This window comes from Candidatus Nomurabacteria bacterium (assembly GCA_023898525.1).
Lineage (GTDB): Bacteria > Patescibacteriota > Minisyncoccia > Phycocordibacterales > UBA918 > OLB19.
The window spans coordinates 842,627-857,734 of record CP060227.1 but is presented as its reverse complement, the minus strand read 5'-3'; the positions used below and the strand labels follow the sequence as shown (position 1 = coordinate 857,734).

At 39.6% G+C, this 15,108-nt stretch carries 19 protein-coding genes and 4 tRNA genes; 2 read left to right on the top strand and 21 right to left on the bottom strand.

Going from position 1 to position 15,108, the window contains the following annotated elements; genetic code table 11:
• Positions 1 to 489, bottom strand: a complete 489-nt coding sequence (locus H6779_04215; protein USN87584.1) for a pyridoxamine 5'-phosphate oxidase family protein — start codon at positions 487 to 489, stop codon at positions 1 to 3.
• A gap of 100 nt (positions 490 to 589) precedes the next feature.
• On the opposite strand from H6779_04215, the gene H6779_04210 reads away from it, so the two are divergent.
• Positions 590 to 1,159 carry a hypothetical protein gene (locus H6779_04210; protein USN87583.1) on the top strand — a complete coding sequence of 190 codons (570 nt, stop codon included), beginning with the start codon at positions 590 to 592 and terminating at the stop codon, positions 1,157 to 1,159.
• 194 nt (positions 1,160 to 1,353) lie between these two features.
• Here the strand turns inward: H6779_04210 and H6779_04205 are convergent, their stop codons facing one another.
• From H6779_04205 to H6779_04135, 15 genes are all read right to left on the bottom strand, one after another.
• On the bottom strand, positions 1,354 to 1,611 hold the full coding sequence (locus H6779_04205; GenBank protein ID USN87582.1) for a hypothetical protein: 258 nt from the start codon (positions 1,609 to 1,611) through the stop codon (positions 1,354 to 1,356).
• A 78-nt stretch (positions 1,612 to 1,689) separates the two neighbouring features.
• Entirely contained in the window at positions 1,690 to 2,151 is a 462-nt protein-coding gene (gene tnpA, locus H6779_04200) for an IS200/IS605 family transposase (protein ID USN87581.1), read from the bottom strand.
• Between the two features lie 259 nt (positions 2,152 to 2,410).
• Entirely contained in the window at positions 2,411 to 3,019 is a 609-nt protein-coding gene (locus H6779_04195) for a hypothetical protein (protein USN87580.1), read from the bottom strand.
• A gap of 126 nt (positions 3,020 to 3,145) precedes the next feature.
• Positions 3,146 to 3,643, bottom strand: a complete 498-nt coding sequence (locus H6779_04190) for a hypothetical protein (GenBank protein USN87579.1) — start codon at positions 3,641 to 3,643, stop codon at positions 3,146 to 3,148.
• A gap of 362 nt (positions 3,644 to 4,005) precedes the next feature.
• Positions 4,006 to 4,076 (bottom strand) — tRNA-Gln (locus H6779_04185).
• 290 nt (positions 4,077 to 4,366) lie between these two features.
• Positions 4,367 to 4,792, bottom strand: a complete 426-nt coding sequence (locus H6779_04180) for an EamA family transporter (GenBank protein USN87578.1) — start codon at positions 4,790 to 4,792, stop codon at positions 4,367 to 4,369.
• A gap of 9 nt (positions 4,793 to 4,801) precedes the next feature.
• Positions 4,802 to 6,469 carry a CTP synthase gene (locus H6779_04175; GenBank protein ID USN87577.1) on the bottom strand — a complete coding sequence of 556 codons (1,668 nt, stop codon included), beginning with the start codon at positions 6,467 to 6,469 and terminating at the stop codon, positions 4,802 to 4,804.
• Positions 6,470 to 6,478: 9 nt separating this feature from the next.
• Positions 6,479 to 7,402 carry an ABC transporter permease gene (locus H6779_04170; GenBank protein USN87576.1) on the bottom strand — a complete coding sequence of 308 codons (924 nt, stop codon included), beginning with the start codon at positions 7,400 to 7,402 and terminating at the stop codon, positions 6,479 to 6,481.
• Positions 7,403 to 7,409: 7 nt separating this feature from the next.
• Positions 7,410 to 8,093 carry a cell division ATP-binding protein FtsE gene (ftsE, locus tag H6779_04165; GenBank protein USN87575.1) on the bottom strand — a complete coding sequence of 228 codons (684 nt, stop codon included), beginning with the start codon at positions 8,091 to 8,093 and terminating at the stop codon, positions 7,410 to 7,412.
• Between the two features lie 18 nt (positions 8,094 to 8,111).
• Positions 8,112 to 8,984, bottom strand: coding sequence for a PCRF domain-containing protein (locus H6779_04160; GenBank protein USN87574.1), 873 nt, complete (start codon positions 8,982 to 8,984; stop codon positions 8,112 to 8,114).
• A gap of 134 nt (positions 8,985 to 9,118) precedes the next feature.
• On the bottom strand, positions 9,119 to 9,391 hold the full coding sequence (locus H6779_04155; GenBank protein USN87573.1) for a hypothetical protein: 273 nt from the start codon (positions 9,389 to 9,391) through the stop codon (positions 9,119 to 9,121).
• 250 nt (positions 9,392 to 9,641) lie between these two features.
• Entirely contained in the window at positions 9,642 to 10,172 is a 531-nt protein-coding gene (locus tag H6779_04150; GenBank protein ID USN87572.1) for a hypothetical protein, read from the bottom strand.
• A gap of 134 nt (positions 10,173 to 10,306) precedes the next feature.
• Positions 10,307 to 10,501 (bottom strand): hypothetical protein, encoded by a 195-nt coding sequence (locus H6779_04145; GenBank protein ID USN87571.1) that lies wholly within the window; start codon positions 10,499 to 10,501, stop codon positions 10,307 to 10,309.
• Between the two features lie 195 nt (positions 10,502 to 10,696).
• Positions 10,697 to 11,035, bottom strand: a complete 339-nt coding sequence (locus H6779_04140) for a hypothetical protein (protein USN87570.1) — start codon at positions 11,033 to 11,035, stop codon at positions 10,697 to 10,699.
• Positions 11,036 to 11,132: 97 nt separating this feature from the next.
• Positions 11,133 to 11,205: transfer RNA gene (locus tag H6779_04135), tRNA-Thr, on the bottom strand.
• 73 nt (positions 11,206 to 11,278) lie between these two features.
• Here H6779_04135 and H6779_04130 point away from each other — a divergent pair.
• A tRNA-Thr gene (locus tag H6779_04130) sits at positions 11,279 to 11,351 on the top strand.
• A 943-nt stretch (positions 11,352 to 12,294) separates the two neighbouring features.
• On the opposite strand, the gene H6779_04125 is transcribed toward H6779_04130, so the two are convergent.
• The 5 genes from H6779_04125 to H6779_04105 form a co-directional block, all read right to left on the bottom strand.
• Positions 12,295 to 12,368 (bottom strand) — tRNA-Met (locus H6779_04125).
• A 54-nt stretch (positions 12,369 to 12,422) separates the two neighbouring features.
• Positions 12,423 to 13,106, bottom strand: coding sequence for an NTP transferase domain-containing protein (locus H6779_04120; protein ID USN87569.1), 684 nt, complete (start codon positions 13,104 to 13,106; stop codon positions 12,423 to 12,425).
• Between the two features lie 10 nt (positions 13,107 to 13,116).
• Positions 13,117 to 13,797: a nucleotidyltransferase family protein gene (locus tag H6779_04115; GenBank protein ID USN87568.1), complete on the bottom strand. Its 681-nt coding sequence runs from the start codon at positions 13,795 to 13,797 to the stop codon at positions 13,117 to 13,119.
• Between the two features lie 128 nt (positions 13,798 to 13,925).
• Positions 13,926 to 14,600: a transposase gene (locus H6779_04110; GenBank protein ID USN87567.1), complete on the bottom strand. Its 675-nt coding sequence runs from the start codon at positions 14,598 to 14,600 to the stop codon at positions 13,926 to 13,928.
• A gap of 230 nt (positions 14,601 to 14,830) precedes the next feature.
• Positions 14,831 to 15,100: a hypothetical protein gene (locus H6779_04105; GenBank protein USN87566.1), complete on the bottom strand. Its 270-nt coding sequence runs from the start codon at positions 15,098 to 15,100 to the stop codon at positions 14,831 to 14,833.
• Between the last annotated feature and the right edge of the window lie 8 nt (positions 15,101 to 15,108).

Genomic DNA, 15,108 nt, shown 5'->3' with positions numbered 1-15,108 from the left:
TTAGCCCAATTCAATAATATCGAGCGGAGTCAGTTTTCTCTCACTACCAAACTCTCTCGAATCAAAACACCAGACTTCAATCGGCGTTACTTTAAAAAATTGCCACGGAGCTTCAGCTCCAGCTCTTTCGGCTGTTTTATTTCTAAACTCATCATTACCATGACCTCGTTCAAAATAGTAAGCGGCAGCGGCTTTGATTTCTTCCTTATCTGTTAGATGTTTAGCCTCGCCTTTTATTTGTAACCCCAAGACATCACCGGATACAAAACGTTCGGTCTTGTAGACCGCCACTGACACCTTTGGATTCTTGAGGATATTTTCACTATGGCGGCTAGCCATCTTTGAAATGAAATATAGATTTATCTTCTCATCGTAAGCAAAGGCCACCGGATTCGTCCACGTCTCACCCTCAAAAATAGTTGAGATCGCCATAAACTCAGTTCGATCAAGCGCTTCTTTCAATTTTTGATTCCAATCAATTTCGTTCATAAAGGTTATTATTTTTATTAGCATATAATATCTATCACTTTTTGACAAAACGACACCACAAGCATAGACTACGGGCAGACTTTTTTACAGGAGAAAAAACATGACAGCGACTATTGACTTGGTTTTGCTGGGTCCAGAGTTCATGTGTCCAGGTGAAGAGGGAGTGCCTCGATTGGAAGTAAAAACTATATTTTATAATTTCACTGATACTCACGGCATTTATCATAGCCCTCAGTCTGATAAAGCTATGTGGTATGAAAAGATGTTTTCTGATCCTAAACTATCTGGCTTAGAAACTTATGTAAGAGTAAAAATAGTTGAAGGTATTTTCAAAAAATCAACCAGTAGACATCTTAGATTAGTTAAAAGTGAATTATCTTCTTGGATACACAATTACGCAAAGAAGGAACAGGCTCTTAAGAGAAGACATAGACCGATCGCTCTATCGTTAAACGAATTTTTAGAACACGTTGACAGGATAGGTGAAGACAGTTCTTTCTGGTCAGTAAATGACACTATTCCGGCTATTGCTTATTTAATAAGTATTGCTGACAAGATCGGCACCAAAAATTTATGGGTTTTTCCATTAACAGGCGAAGGATTAGCCAAATCATCACCACATGATATTACTGACTACAATTCGTGTATAGTTAATGTTAATATTATGTAACTAGAAAAACGGGCCGCGCCCGTTTTTTTATAACCTCAAAGAAATATTTACAGCAATCATTGCCACGGACAGTTACTAGTCTCAGTACCAAAGATAATCTCTTGATTCCCCCATACCAGAGCGTGCTTACCCCAGAATTCTCGGCTTTGTTCATGGTTTTAGTATAACAAAATTACAATTATTAGCGGCACGTATTAAATTATTTGCAAATGTATTGCCAGTACACCATACTTTTGTTCTTCTGCTTCAGAATAGTATTTGTACATCAAATGGTATTCTTCTGTATTTTTAGACCCATAGAGAATCGGGTCATGAGCTTCACACAAATCTTTGAAGGTATCGAATCTAACCAAATCAACCACCCTTACCAAAACAGTGTCCGACTTTTCATCTGCGTTTGTAAAAGTGATAGTGTCACCCACGGAAATTTGCTGACGCTTTTCATCAAGCAAACGAATTTCAATTTTCTCGGTTCCAGAACAAACTAATGAACTACCCCGATGACAAGCATACGGGGTATCGGCGTTGGACTAGGTAGTAAACAGTGAAGTCTGAACTGGTGCGGAGTGTAGCTGTTGGTATTCGGGATAACCTTGGTTTTTAACGTAATTGGTAATAATATCCATACTGGCATTACCCACTGTATTTGCATAATAACCTTCAGTCCAGAACTTTCCTCCCCAGAGTTTTATTTTTAGTTCAGGGTGGATTTTAAAGAGATGATTGGAGGTGATGCTTTTTATTTTCTTTACCGTATCAGAGAAACGTATGTTTGGAATTGTTTGTATTAAAAAGTGTACATGATCTTCGTCTATTCCTATTTCAAGAAAGTATATCTCGTAAGCTGGACCAAATTCCAAACATAAGTTTTTAAATGTTTTTGATATTGGTGGTGTAAATACATCTCTTCTGTATTTTACTGGGCATACCAGATGATAGATGAACAGAGTTTTGTTGTGTGGTTTTTTGATATGTTGTGGTTTACCTTTCATTACTGTTTAGTATGACAATGTTTCCCCCGATGACAAGCATGCGGGGTAAAGATGGAATCTAAACATGTCTGGTTGTAGTTTCATGTGGTGGTGCATGGGTGGTTGTGTTAATTGGGAGGATGTTGGTTGGAAATGGATACTGACCCCAGTTATCCCTATTTATCTGTGACCATATTTTTAGTTTGACATTTTTTATGAGCAACATCACCTGTATACAACTCAACTTCTATTGTATTGCTACAAAAGGTACATCTCATGGTTAATATTTCGTAGTTAAAATCCAATCAAACACACGATTAACTATTGACTTTACCGCTTTTAAAGAACCGACAGCAAGCAGTATTAAACTATTCCAAGTAACAAAAAAAGCGAATAATATGATTATAAACCCTAAACCTCCTATGGTGATATTTATCTTTGGTTTATATTCATCAGTGGTTATTTGAGCGAAACCAAAATTTTTTACGTATTCACAATCTGTCCAATCAACATCATCACCAATTCCAAAAAGCTCCTCTGCAGAATATGTGTCATTTACCAAACAACTCAATGAATCAAATGTGATATACGCTACAATTTCCCCGTCTAAGGATAGATACTCAACAGCATGACTAACACTGTCTACATTTGGCGTAATTTTATAATAAGGAAAATCCTCAGCAATGTTAAGTATTGAAAATACCCAAAAGTGTTCCTTAATATGTTTTATTAACACATCACCAGATTCTTCAATCGGAGAAAACCCGTATATATCCACCTGTTTTTTTAGCCCATACGCAAAGGCTATAGGTACCATAAACACAATAAATACTACCATTAAATTAGCCAGAAAATATTTCACGTCTTTAATTTCTATACTATTTACCATAACATGCATTATTGCCACTTTTACAGAAATATTAATTGTTCTCTAAACTTAGACTAGTCCCGTCGATCACCAATATATTTTACCCCTAGTATTAAACAAAAACTAGGACTTGGTCACTATCGCGAGCTATTCAGCAAGCATTTCTAGTATCTCAACACAACCCTTTTCTCCCCCTCCCAACATTGACCAATAACCTCTTGGATTATTTTCACAAAAAGACTGTGCTTGACGCTGAAAATTATCAACTTCATTTTGGGCTACCTTTGCTTGTGGTGAAATAAAAAGTCCCCAAGCAGTTAAAAGGATTACCGCGATAGAAAGAATGATATTGAAGGCTGCCAGCTGTGTATTTTTCTTTTCGAGAGCCTCCACATGCCTTCTATTGATAATGCTATCAATAGTAAGCGCTCGAATTATTTGTCGATGCCTGACTATATCATTGGGAACATGCCCTATCCCTAACTCTCTTAAAGCATCCATTAGCTCATCATTTTTGGCTGTAAAAATATCACCTGAATTAAACAGATGATCTGAACCTCTGAAATTTGAATCTTCACCCTTATTTTTCAATTTTGAAGCTAATGAGTTGTATGCATTTTTAAGTTTTTCAAAAATTTTTCTCATAAAGTATCTCATACTATCACTAATTGACTGTCTGAATAAGACCCGATCCTTACAGCATCAGTACAGACTGGTTTGTCAGTATTTTATTTCCTTTTTTTGTCATAAAATACTAGACAACCTTCTTCAACAGTCTCCCAGACTGTCTCAGCCTAAATACCATGGACGACCTAATTTTCAGAAAGCGATAGCGACCATGAAAATAGAAATACCCTTGTGGTGGACTTATTTTAAATGAGTGAAACGACTATTAAAATAGAAATACCCTTGTGGTGCAAAACCCGTAAAACAATCTCCCAGATTGTTTTACCTACTTTCGAATGAGCGAGAGACACAAAAGAGGTATTTTGTATTTCCATCCACCGCTGCCAGACTAGGACTCGAACCTAGATAGCCAGGACCAAAACCTGGAGTCCTACCATTAGACGATCTGGCAGCGGTGAATATAAATTTGTACAAAATACCTCTTCTGTGTCCGAGCGAATGATGAAAGAAAGCTCTGCTTACCATTAGACGATCCGGCAATTTTTGTTTTAGTAGACGCGCGGCCTTTGGCCGCGCGTCATAAATCTACCATATTTAAAGACAAATTTGAAGTAAAGAAATCATCTTAATTCATCACCAACTTATTAGGTATAAAACAATAACCAAGGAACAACCTTTTCCGTCACAAGCTCCTCCTTAAGGTCGCACCTCTGTTATTTTTTGTTTTGATTGATTTTATGTCTACTTCACATAAATTGTGACAAACACCCCGGCTGTTACCAAAAGCCCACCGAGTACCGTACCAAAAGTTGGCTTCTCACCCAGTATGATAAATGCCATAAGAATAGTCAGCGCAATACTAAACTTATCAATCGGTGCCACCTTAGATACCTCGCCGAGTTGCAAGGCCTTATAGTAGAACATCCATGAAGCACCAGTCGCCAAAGCGGAGAGCACAATAAAAGTCATGGAGTATTTGGAAATCTTGAACATATCTCCCGCATTACCCTGCAACAAGACAATCCCCCAAGCAAAAAACAAAATAATGACAGTCCGAATTGCCACCGCTAAGTTACTATCAACATCCTTTACGCCCAGCTTACCAAAAATTGCTACTAGTGAAGCAAAGAAAGCCGCCAATAGTGCATAGACCGCCCAACTTGCCATAATTAATAACTACTTAGCCTCGTAAGCCGCTTTAACAAAAGCCGTGAAAAGTGGGTGTGGTCTCAGTGGTCGGGCGATCAACTCAGGGTGAAACTGTACCCCCATAAAGAAAGGATGCGCACTAGCTGGCAGTTCCATAATCTCCATCAATCTACAGTCCGGTGAAGTGCCAGAGAAAATTATTCCCTTGTCTTCGAGCTTAGCAATATGCTCCTCGTTAATCTCGTAGCGGTGACGATGGCGCTCTATTACGCTTGAGCTCTTGTAGGCTTTATAAGCATGAGTACCTTTCTTGATGACCGCTTCATACTCACCCAGACGCATAGTACCACCCATATTACCAGTAGCAATATTTTCTCGCTGTTCAGACATAATATCTACCACCAAGTGTTTGGCCTTAGGGTTGATCTCTGCCGTACTGGCATCTTCTAATCTTAGAACATTTTTAGCATACTCAAGGACCGCCAACTGCATACCATAACAAATACCGAAGTACGGTATCCTATTCTTACGTACATACTCAATCACTTTTAACTTACCATCGATTCCGGTCGAGCCAAAACCGCCCGGGACCAAAATTCCTGAAAAATTCTTAAGTTGTTTTAGCTTATTTTTATCTTCAAAGTCCCCGGCCGATAGATAGGTAATCTCAGGAATAAGACCTTGAGCATAGGCTGAATATTTTATCGCCTCAAGGACCGACAAATAAACGTCAGATAAGACAAAGTCTCCTGACTGGAAGTACTTACCGATCACTGCTATTTTGACCTTATCGGTACCCTTTTTAGACTTAGCTACAAAACGTTTCCAAGCCGAAAGGTCAGCTGATTTCTTGAGTGGTAACTTTAGAATTCGGCATAATTTTTCTGAAAAATGATCAGCTTCGAAGTTGAGTGGGATATCGTAAATACTATTTACATCAGGAGCAGAGATAACATTCTCTTTTTTCACTCCACAGAAAGTCGCTATCTTTACTTTCCGCTTCTCGTCTATATCGACCGGGCTCCGAGCAATAATCATATCAGCAAACACCCCAGCACTACCTAAGGTTCTGGCCGCGTGCTGGGTCGGCTTGGTCTTCATCTCACCAATACTACCCGGTACCGGCAAATAACTCACCATTACCACCGCCACATCATCCGGTTGCTCACTTCGCATCATACGAATCGCTTCCAAGAAAAGAATGTTTTCGTACTCACCGATTGTGCCACCCACTTCTATTATCACCACATCGGCTCCAGCTTTCTCTCTAGCTTTTTTAATCCTTGAAATAACCTCAAGCGGAATATCGGGCACCACCTGCACGTTCCTTCCCTCATAGCCAAGGTTTCGCTCCTTTTCAATTACAGACAGATACACACTTCCAGTAGTCATGTAGTTGATAGACGGTAAATCTTGGTTTAAAAAGCGCTCGTAATTACCCATGTCTTGGTCAGTCTCCAAACCATCCTTGAGGACAAACACCTCGCCGTGTTCGGTAGGATTCATAGTACCAGCATCGACGTTTATATAAGGGTCGATTTTCATCGCAGTTACCGTCAAACCGCGCGCCTGCAAAAGATTGGCAATAGAAGAGGAAGTAACACCTTTACCTACCCCACTCATTACCCCACCGACTACGAAAATATATTTAGCATTAGACGCTTTGCGCTTTTTACTGGTTCTAGTCTTAGACATAACGATTAACTAAACTCTTAGGTAACGAGCCACTGCTAAAATACTGGAGAATAAACCAAGTACGATACCAATACCGACCAAGGTTAAGAAAATATCACTGAAATTATTAATGAAATAAGTTAACAAATTGAAACCGTCAAAGAATTCTTCGGTCCGCGGGCCAAGCCAAGCAGTAATCGGATACAAGATAAGTAAAGCGAAGACTCCACCAACCAAACCATACATAAAGCCCTGAACCATGAAAGGTCCACGAATAAACATGTTGGAGGCTCCCACTAAACGCATAATAGAAATTTCCTCGCGCGCGGTGTAGATAGCCAGACGAATTGTGTTAAAGGTAATTAATACAGCGGCAATAATCAAAACCACCATGATCGCAAAGCTAACTCGTTCTACCGCATCAATAATAGTAGTCAAAGTATCTATAGAATCTTTGTTGTCGTTGTATGTAACTTTACTGATAACCGGAGCCTGGACCGACTCAGCCGCTCGTTTTTCTTCAATAAAGCGAGAGATACTCTCGTACTGTGAAGTCTCCTTGGCTTGAATAGCAATATCTGCTTCTAGTGGGTTTTCGTCTAGTTCGGCCAGTGCCTGCAGGGCAATCTCATTATTTTTGTTCTTTTCGCGGTATTTTGCCAACGCTTCCTCACGGGAAGTGTAGGTAACACTGGAGACTTCCGGCAAAGCTTCAACGGCGGCCTTTATGGCATCAACCTCTTCTTGTGGAGCAGCTACGTCAAAATATACATTAATATCAACTTTTTCTTGGATTGTTTTAAGTGAAGTATCTAAAAGTTGACTAATAAACATAGTTGAACCAATCACAAACAAAGTGATGGTTATAACAAAAATCGAGGCTAAAGACACATAGGCACTGCGCCAAAAACCTACAAATCCTGCCCGTGTAATTCTGCGAAGAGCTGTTAACATAAATTAATTATAATACGTATTTACCATTAGCGTCATCACGAACAATCCGACCTTCGTCCATTGTGATGACTCGTCGTCCCAACTCATCAATAACACCCTTATTGTGAGTAGTCATAATGACAGTGGTTCCAAGGTCGTTAATCTTGCGAAGGATCTGTACCACCTCATAAGTAGCTATTGGGTCAAGGTTACCGGTCGGCTCATCAGCTACGATGATGTCCGGTTGATTAACAATCGCTCGAGCGATAGCTACTCTTTGCTTCTCGCCGCCGGAAAGTTCGCTTGGGAAGTTAAAAGCTTTGTCATCAAGATCAACGAGAGACAATGCTTGCGGTACATTTTCCGCAATTTCTTCATCAGTTCGCCCGTTGGCCTCCATAGCAAAAGCAATGTTCTCATAGGCGGTCTTATTGGGTAGGAGCTTAAAGTCTTGGAAGACTGTGCCAATCTTGCGGCGATAGTGTGGGAGCTTGGTGCGAGGAATTTTATGAATATCCAAGGACTCAAAAAAAACCTGACCTTGACTCGGACGATCTTCAGCAATAATCATCTTGAGAAGCGTGGTTTTACCCGCGCCTGAATGACCTACTATGGAAACGAATTCCTTGGGTGCAACTTGAAAGGTTATTTCTTGAAGAGCAGTCGAACGTCCGTCATCATAGAGCTTAAAAACGTTATCAAAGTAAATCATAGCTGATAGTATACCATATTAATTTTTACCCTGAGAAGCGCTTATAAACGAACTGATGTCACCCGACAAAACCTTTTCAACATCACGCACCTCTACGCCGGTCCGATGGTCTTTTACCAACTGATACGGGTGTAAAACATAAGACCGGATCTGGCTACCCCACTCTATCTTGAGAGTTTTCTCAACCGACAATCCTTGAAGCTCTCGCTCACGCTGCGCTTCGTAAAACGCATAAAGTTTACCAGCCAGTAGCGCCAGGCCACGCTCACGGTTTTGCTGTTGTGACCGCTCAGAAGAGACATGAACGGAGATATTGGTCGGCTTATGCACAATGCGAACTGCAGTTTCCCGCTTGTTTACGTTTTGACCGCCCGCGCCTCCGGCGCGGGCAAAACTCACCTCCAACTCATCATCCTTAAGCTCCACCGCACTGACATCATCAATCCGTGGTGAGACTTCAACCAAAACAAAAGAAGTTTGTCTTTTACCGTTACTATTAAAAGGTGAGATACGCACCAGACGATGCACGCCAGACTCGTGTCGCAAAGTACCGTAAGCTTCTTTGCCTTGTATTTCGATGGTGATATTACGGTAGCCATTGTGATCATTGGTGTTACTATCTAAGACCACCATCTCCCATCCTTTACTCGTACAATACCCGCGGTACATCTCGACCAACATCCGCGCGAAGTCTTCCGCATCATCTCCGCCCGCGCCAGCCACTATGGTCATAACAGCGTTACTTCGGTCGTATTTACCCTTGCCTTCCACCGCATCCTTAAGCTCTTGCAGTTCCTTAATCATGGCCTGCGCGGCTTTTGAGTCGTTCCAAAAAGTCGGTTCGAGCATCTTGGCTTCTATATCAGCAATTCGTACTTGTGGATCTTTCATTGTTTACGAGTATAGCAAAAATGTGACCCATCGCCCATTAATTAGAATTTAGAATATTAAAAAATCGGGAATTAAAAAATCCCTGTCCTTGATCGTAAAGATTAGGTTACAGGGATTTTTTTCGAGAAGGGTGATCACTCACGACTCCTCTCGACATCGCGACTTATCTGCCCAGCAATGATTACAAATAATATCAAGGACAATATACCGGCAGCCACCGCAGTTTGTACTAAGTCACCAACCGAAACTAGACCACCTTGAAACATAACAGAAACAGCAAAGATTGTGCCAAACACAATGATTAAAAATTTGCGAGGTCTGTTTTTGATAAAATTATCAGTAAAATCAGACCAAACATTGTAAATTTGTACAATTTTATCAATTGCTTTTTGTAAGACAATTTTCATGACATCCTCCTTCAAAGGTTCTTTTTAAGTCTACAATTAATTAGATAAAAAGTCAACCCTCCCCTTGGACACCTGTCATTGTTGACCAATTAAGTTTGGTTTTACAACCCAATCGCATAATATCACAAAAATTTAAAATAGGAATAAAAATACCTTTGAGTTATCAACAAGAAAAAGCCCATAAAAAGGATTTTTAAGTATCTTTTATGGGCTCAGCTTTATTAAACGGCAATCCTTCTGTGTAACTTTTTCAATAAGATATAGTGTCGTATAAGCGTGATATATTTTTATACTCTTTAGCCAAATCACCTCGCTTATTAGAATTTCCGGTGATAATCTTATTGTATTCAAGAGCAATATTACCATCACCTAGACACCCAACTTCTTCTTGGCTTTTTATAAGTCCTTCTATTCTATAAAGCTTAGTCTGAATATCAATAATAATATCAAGCTCTTCACGAATTTTTTTTAGCACTAATATCGCTACAACAAACTCATATAGGTTTGGGTTTTCGATCCCCTCAGTCCCACTGAGTTTTTCATTTAAAGTATTCAGGTATCCCTTTAGAAAATTAACTCCATGTTCTATTACCCAATCTTGTGCTTTTTTTATATCCTCTTCAATCTCCTTTCTATCGACAGCAAGTTTTTCTAGAAAAAAGTCTTCTTTGACGATTCGTAGGAAAATTACAGCTCCCAGAGGAATAACAAACACCACGACGATAAAAACAAAAACAAATGAATCACTTGCCCATATACTTGGTATATCAAATACTTTCATTTTTTGCTCCTTTGAAATAAAAATTTACTCAGAAACAAACGTTCCATTCAGAAAAGTATTCCATTTAAAGTAATCTGTCAACTGTTATTTAAAAAAGCGTCCCCTATAAAAAACAGAGACGCTCTTGTATTTTATTATGGCAAACATTCTTTTTTGTTTACCCAAATCAAACGCAAAATCTTAGCCGATACAATAAGTAAAATCAGCATAAATAAATAAAAAGTGACGTATGCTAATACTTCGTTGATGTAACCCAGCAAAATTAAAGCCGAAAAAGCGGCAATTACTATGAACACCAAATACGTCATAAGTTTCTGAATTTCTTCCATTTTCTAGCCTCTCAAACTCAATGACATCGTTGCACCCCAGTATTCAACTAACCCATCGCAGAGTATCAGACATTTTGCTTGAATTGTCAAATTTGAGTACACCAAACCGACCTTACCTGCACGTACATGTGGGTAAAAAAAGAATCCCCGCAAACAATGTGTGGGGATTTAAATGATTTGGTGAACAAGGGATTTTCATGCAGCTCCCATAACCTGACCTGATGAGTCCTTGATATCTTCAAGCTTCTGTTTTATTTTCTTAATATAGGCAAGCCTATCTGGCAAACCTTTTTCAAATTGATCGGTAGTATATTTATCATACTCTGTAATTATACTATCTATTTCACTCTTAAAGGTGAGTTCGGTATTTTTAAGGTCCTCTAACAACTTTCGAACCTCAGTTTCACACATCATCACCTCTTTTTCTTTTCTTGTCTTCAAAGACAGCGCAATTTGTGTCCAGATAATTCCTATTCCAATTACCAACACAAATATTCCAATAAGAGTCAACCAGTTCATTTCAGTACCCTCCATGTATTAACTCACAATCAACATAATGCTACATTTATCCATAAATAGCAAGTAGCTGCATACCAATAAAAAGCACCCTAAACGGGTGCTTTTTATTTTGAGCCAATGTCCGGGATTGAACCGGAGACCTCGTCCTTACCATGGACGCGCTCTACCAACTGAGCTACATTGGCAATATTCAGTTTGCCTATCCTATCAAAAAATCAATTGAAATCAAAGTCCGACTATACTAACATTATATTCGTCGCCGACTTAGCTCAGTAGGTAGAGCAACGGTATCGTAAACCGTAGGTCCCGAGTTCGAATCTCGGAGTCGGCTCATAATAATCTTTTACGACACTGATTTACTCAATTGTAATGCAAAGGTCTAGAGTTCAATCCTTTGAGATGGCTTGTGGCAACTTAGATATATCCTTCCTTAACCAACTACCGTTACTAAAATTCTCTAAAATCTCAACAGAGTCTAAAGTACCAAAATAAATAAATACACTGTTGACCCGGACCCAACTGTTGCAAAGCAGCATGTCTCCTTCTAGCAGTTAGGTACGAAAGCAAAGCAGTTTGCTTCCTAAAAACAAAAACCCACCAAGCATTGGTGGTTTTTTGTTTTTACCTAACTGCGCGGTAGACGGGACTCGAACCCGCAACCTCCCGCGTGCACTTCTTCCAATGTTTTCACAAAGGCGTGGACTATATCTTTACCATGTCCAGCACTGCTTTTAACTTTAAATATATTTAGAGTTAAAAGCAGTGCTGGGTTTAGGTACCCCGGTATCTAGTCTCTACGGAGCCCCTATACTATGTTTTTTTGTGTATAGGGTTCCCTCGGTATTCGCATATCTTCAAGAAGACTTAGCCTTCACCGATATCCCGGAGAGTTTCAATTTGGCTTTCGCACAAAAAGCTGCACGTCTACAGGCGGGTGCTCTAACCAGTTGAGCTACCACCGCAGTCAACAAACTTATCAAAAACCTTCTTTTTCCTCGGTAAATAAAGTTTGTGCCTAGCATTATACATGATTTTGTAAATTTTCAAAGCATCCCGCTTCGAAAAGATAGAAGAAGTCATCCTGACGGTTACCGGTGTATTTTGTTTAGTTTCACTCACAAAAATACATGGTGCCGCGATAAAACTATGTTTAAACATTGTTTTATCGCCTCATTCGCTCGTATACTGACATCATCCCGTCGTTCGATCCCTGCTCGGTTTGCTAGACGCAAACCTTGCGCTTCCCCTCTCCGCAATTCCGCTTCGCTACATTGTGTCGATGGGAGGGATCGAACCTCCGACCTTAGCTTTATGAGTGCTACGCTCTAACCGACTGAGCTACATCGACAGTGCTCAACACATTACTATAAAATTCTATTTTTTTCAATTTCTTGCACCTCTCTTACCGGTTGCACCCTAGCATTTTTTCCGCCGCCAAAATATCCTCCGGCTTCCCAAGCGGCAACCACAAAGATTGCTCCACTACCATAACAGGATAATCCTGAGCAAAAGCCGTTACCATATCGGTCACATACAATTCGCCATTCGCTGACCGTGCCACATCATATTTAAATATCTTTTTGTCCAAAACCATCCCGCCGATGTTTATAAGATTAGATGTAGGTTCTGCTGGCTTTTCATGAATAGCCTTGAGAGTGCCGTCCGAGTTTAGATCCAAAACACCAAAATGCTGTGGTTCATCGTGCTGCACCGAAAGCATTGCATAAGGATAAGTTACAGCTGCTTTGAGAGCATACGACCCATGAATGTCATCAGCATACATAAACATAAACCTTCCTTCGATAAGTGGCGCCGCAGCCAGCAAAGCCTCACCAGTCCCCCCAACCGCGTTCTCTTGGTGCACATACTGAACCAATTTACCGCAGTAATGCAGACCGCAATGTCGCCTTATTTGCTCCTCAAGATAATTAACCACTAAGATTATTTCATCGACTTCATCAGGCAAAGCTTCGACGATATGCTGCAATAAAGGTTTGCCACAGACTTCTATTAACGGTTTTGGAGTTTGTTCAGTTAAAGGCCGCATGCGGGTTCCTTTTCCCGCCGCCAGGATAACACATTGCATAATAAATTATTTAAGATAGTGATTGTATCTTCTTTTCAGCTTTTTCCAAGTCTTCAGGGTAACCAATCGCCAACCAAAAGTTCTCTTCCACAACCGCCATTGGATATTTCTCCTTATAGCGCATAATTATTTCAGGCATGAAATATTCACCATTAATTGGTGCCTCGGGAGCAAAATCAAAGATATGCTGATCCAACACCATTGGTCCGGTAGCAACTAAATTGGAGGATGGGGATGAAGGTTTTTCTACCATATCAGCAATCGTACCATCAGGGTTACGAACAATTACACCAAAGCGTTCCGGAGTGTCACTGGTGGTTGCCAAGATAGAGCGACTATAAGAAACCGCCCTCGCCATGTCGTCACGACCATGAATATCATCAGCAAACATAAAAAGAAATCGTCCTTTAATCAAATCTTTGGCGAGCCATAACGCCTTGGCCGGACCATTTATTTCCTTTTGTTCCAAATAAGTAACCGGTCGTCCGTAAAAGCTGTCCCCACAGTATTCCCTTATCATGTCACCTTTATAACCTACAACAATAATCAATTCCTTTATTGAACTAGGTAACGCCCCTACTACGTGATCCATCAGGGTTTTTCCGTCAACTTTCACTAACGGTTTAGGGATAGTGTCTGTTATCGGCCTAAGTCTTGATCCCTTGCCAGCCGCCAAAATAATACATTGCATAGTTAAAAGAATATACCAATTTTATGGTTATATTAGCAAGTTTTTCCTGTGTTTTAATGTATGCAGAATAATGTCACCTTTCCGGAAATGGAAATGGTGGAAATGGGGAAATGGGGTCAGAAATGGGGTCAGCCACCATTTTTAGGTCTACCTACTCCCCGTAACACTTGTTCAATCTCATACTTTTTAACTTTTCTATTAACCCACTCCTCTTCTCCAAAAGGTATACTTCTTTCTTCTGATTTTTCTAAAGCCTCTTCTTCAGACTCATTCATAGGTTTATTAAGAAGATTTAAATAGTCTCTTGGTATAGATATAGGCCAGTTACTTAATATTTTCTTTTGTTCTAAAGTACCATTTTCTCTTCTCCATACACTTGACCATTGCCAGTCTTCAGCCTTTTTGACTAAATTTGCTTTTTTAGCGTTTCGTTCAACGTATCTAAGAACTGTAAGTAGGTGATGGTCTTGTTCGCAAATAAATGATTTGTATCGACCCTGATATAGATGACCTTGACCTATTGTATCTTTTGTAACATGCCACCTACGAGTATGCGTATTAGAAAGCCACCCAATAAATTTCTGCATATCACCATCTTGTTTTGGTTGCAGTACCATATGCCAGTGATTTGGCATAACACAATATGCCAGTAATGGTACTTCGTATTTTTCAATAGCCTCTTCAAGTATTTCTTCAAATTGCTGATAATCTTTTTTGTTATCAAATATCTGCACTCGAGCATTAGCACGATTTAGTACGTGATATACTTCACCACCAACATCTACTCTTTTTATTCTTGGCATTCATTTATTTTATCATAAATGGTGGCTGACCCCATTTCCTCAATACTGCACGACCTTAAGACTAAGGCTTAATAAAGCAAACACTTTTGATACCAAGAGAAGATTACTTTTAGATAATTGTATTGAAGTCACCAAAGGCAATAAGTCTGTTGTTCTTGGCGGAACTATACCGAATGCAGACCAAGGGTCAGAATTACATTTTTCCGTAATAGCTAAGATGGATTAGTCACCTACAGCAAGTAGAGGAAAATTACAGCAATTGCCAACGATACTAGGAATAATATTTTATTATTCAATTTTACACTCATTTTTTCTAACACTTTTGCAGCTAAAACTAGAACGATAGAAATTGGAATGAACAAAAGTAAATAGAGCAAAAGTCCCTCTAATACTTCATTTAGACCACCTCTGATCCCATAATTCTCATAAACTCTGTAACACACTAAGGGGAATATTCCTGTAGATAACCCTAGGTATGCTGATATAAATTGTTTTTTCATAATAATCA

Coding starts and splice junctions, on each gene's coding strand:
- H6779_04215 (USN87584.1), bottom strand. CDS start 489: ATGAACGAAATTGATTGGAATCAAAAATTGAAAGAAGCGCTTGATCGA.
- H6779_04210 (USN87583.1), top strand. CDS start 590: ATGACAGCGACTATTGACTTGGTTTTGCTGGGTCCAGAGTTCATGTGT.
- tnpA (USN87581.1), bottom strand. CDS start 2,151: ATGAAAGGTAAACCACAACATATCAAAAAACCACACAACAAAACTCTG.
- H6779_04195 (USN87580.1), bottom strand. CDS start 3,019: ATGGTAAATAGTATAGAAATTAAAGACGTGAAATATTTTCTGGCTAAT.
- H6779_04190 (USN87579.1), bottom strand. CDS start 3,643: ATGAGAAAAATTTTTGAAAAACTTAAAAATGCATACAACTCATTAGCT.
- H6779_04180 (USN87578.1), bottom strand. CDS start 4,792: ATGGCAAGTTGGGCGGTCTATGCACTATTGGCGGCTTTCTTTGCTTCA.
- H6779_04175 (USN87577.1), bottom strand. CDS start 6,469: ATGTCTAAGACTAGAACCAGTAAAAAGCGCAAAGCGTCTAATGCTAAA.
- H6779_04170 (USN87576.1), bottom strand. CDS start 7,402: ATGTTAACAGCTCTTCGCAGAATTACACGGGCAGGATTTGTAGGTTTT.
- ftsE (USN87575.1), bottom strand. CDS start 8,093: ATGATTTACTTTGATAACGTTTTTAAGCTCTATGATGACGGACGTTCG.
- H6779_04160 (USN87574.1), bottom strand. CDS start 8,984: ATGAAAGATCCACAAGTACGAATTGCTGATATAGAAGCCAAGATGCTC.
- H6779_04155 (USN87573.1), bottom strand. CDS start 9,391: ATGAAAATTGTCTTACAAAAAGCAATTGATAAAATTGTACAAATTTAC.
- H6779_04150 (USN87572.1), bottom strand. CDS start 10,172: ATGAAAGTATTTGATATACCAAGTATATGGGCAAGTGATTCATTTGTT.
- H6779_04145 (USN87571.1), bottom strand. CDS start 10,501: ATGGAAGAAATTCAGAAACTTATGACGTATTTGGTGTTCATAGTAATT.
- H6779_04140 (USN87570.1), bottom strand. CDS start 11,035: ATGGAGGGTACTGAAATGAACTGGTTGACTCTTATTGGAATATTTGTG.
- H6779_04120 (USN87569.1), bottom strand. CDS start 13,106: ATGCAATGTGTTATCCTGGCGGCGGGAAAAGGAACCCGCATGCGGCCT.
- H6779_04115 (USN87568.1), bottom strand. CDS start 13,797: ATGCAATGTATTATTTTGGCGGCTGGCAAGGGATCAAGACTTAGGCCG.
- H6779_04110 (USN87567.1), bottom strand. CDS start 14,600: ATGCCAAGAATAAAAAGAGTAGATGTTGGTGGTGAAGTATATCACGTA.
- H6779_04105 (USN87566.1), bottom strand. CDS start 15,100: ATGAAAAAACAATTTATATCAGCATACCTAGGGTTATCTACAGGAATA.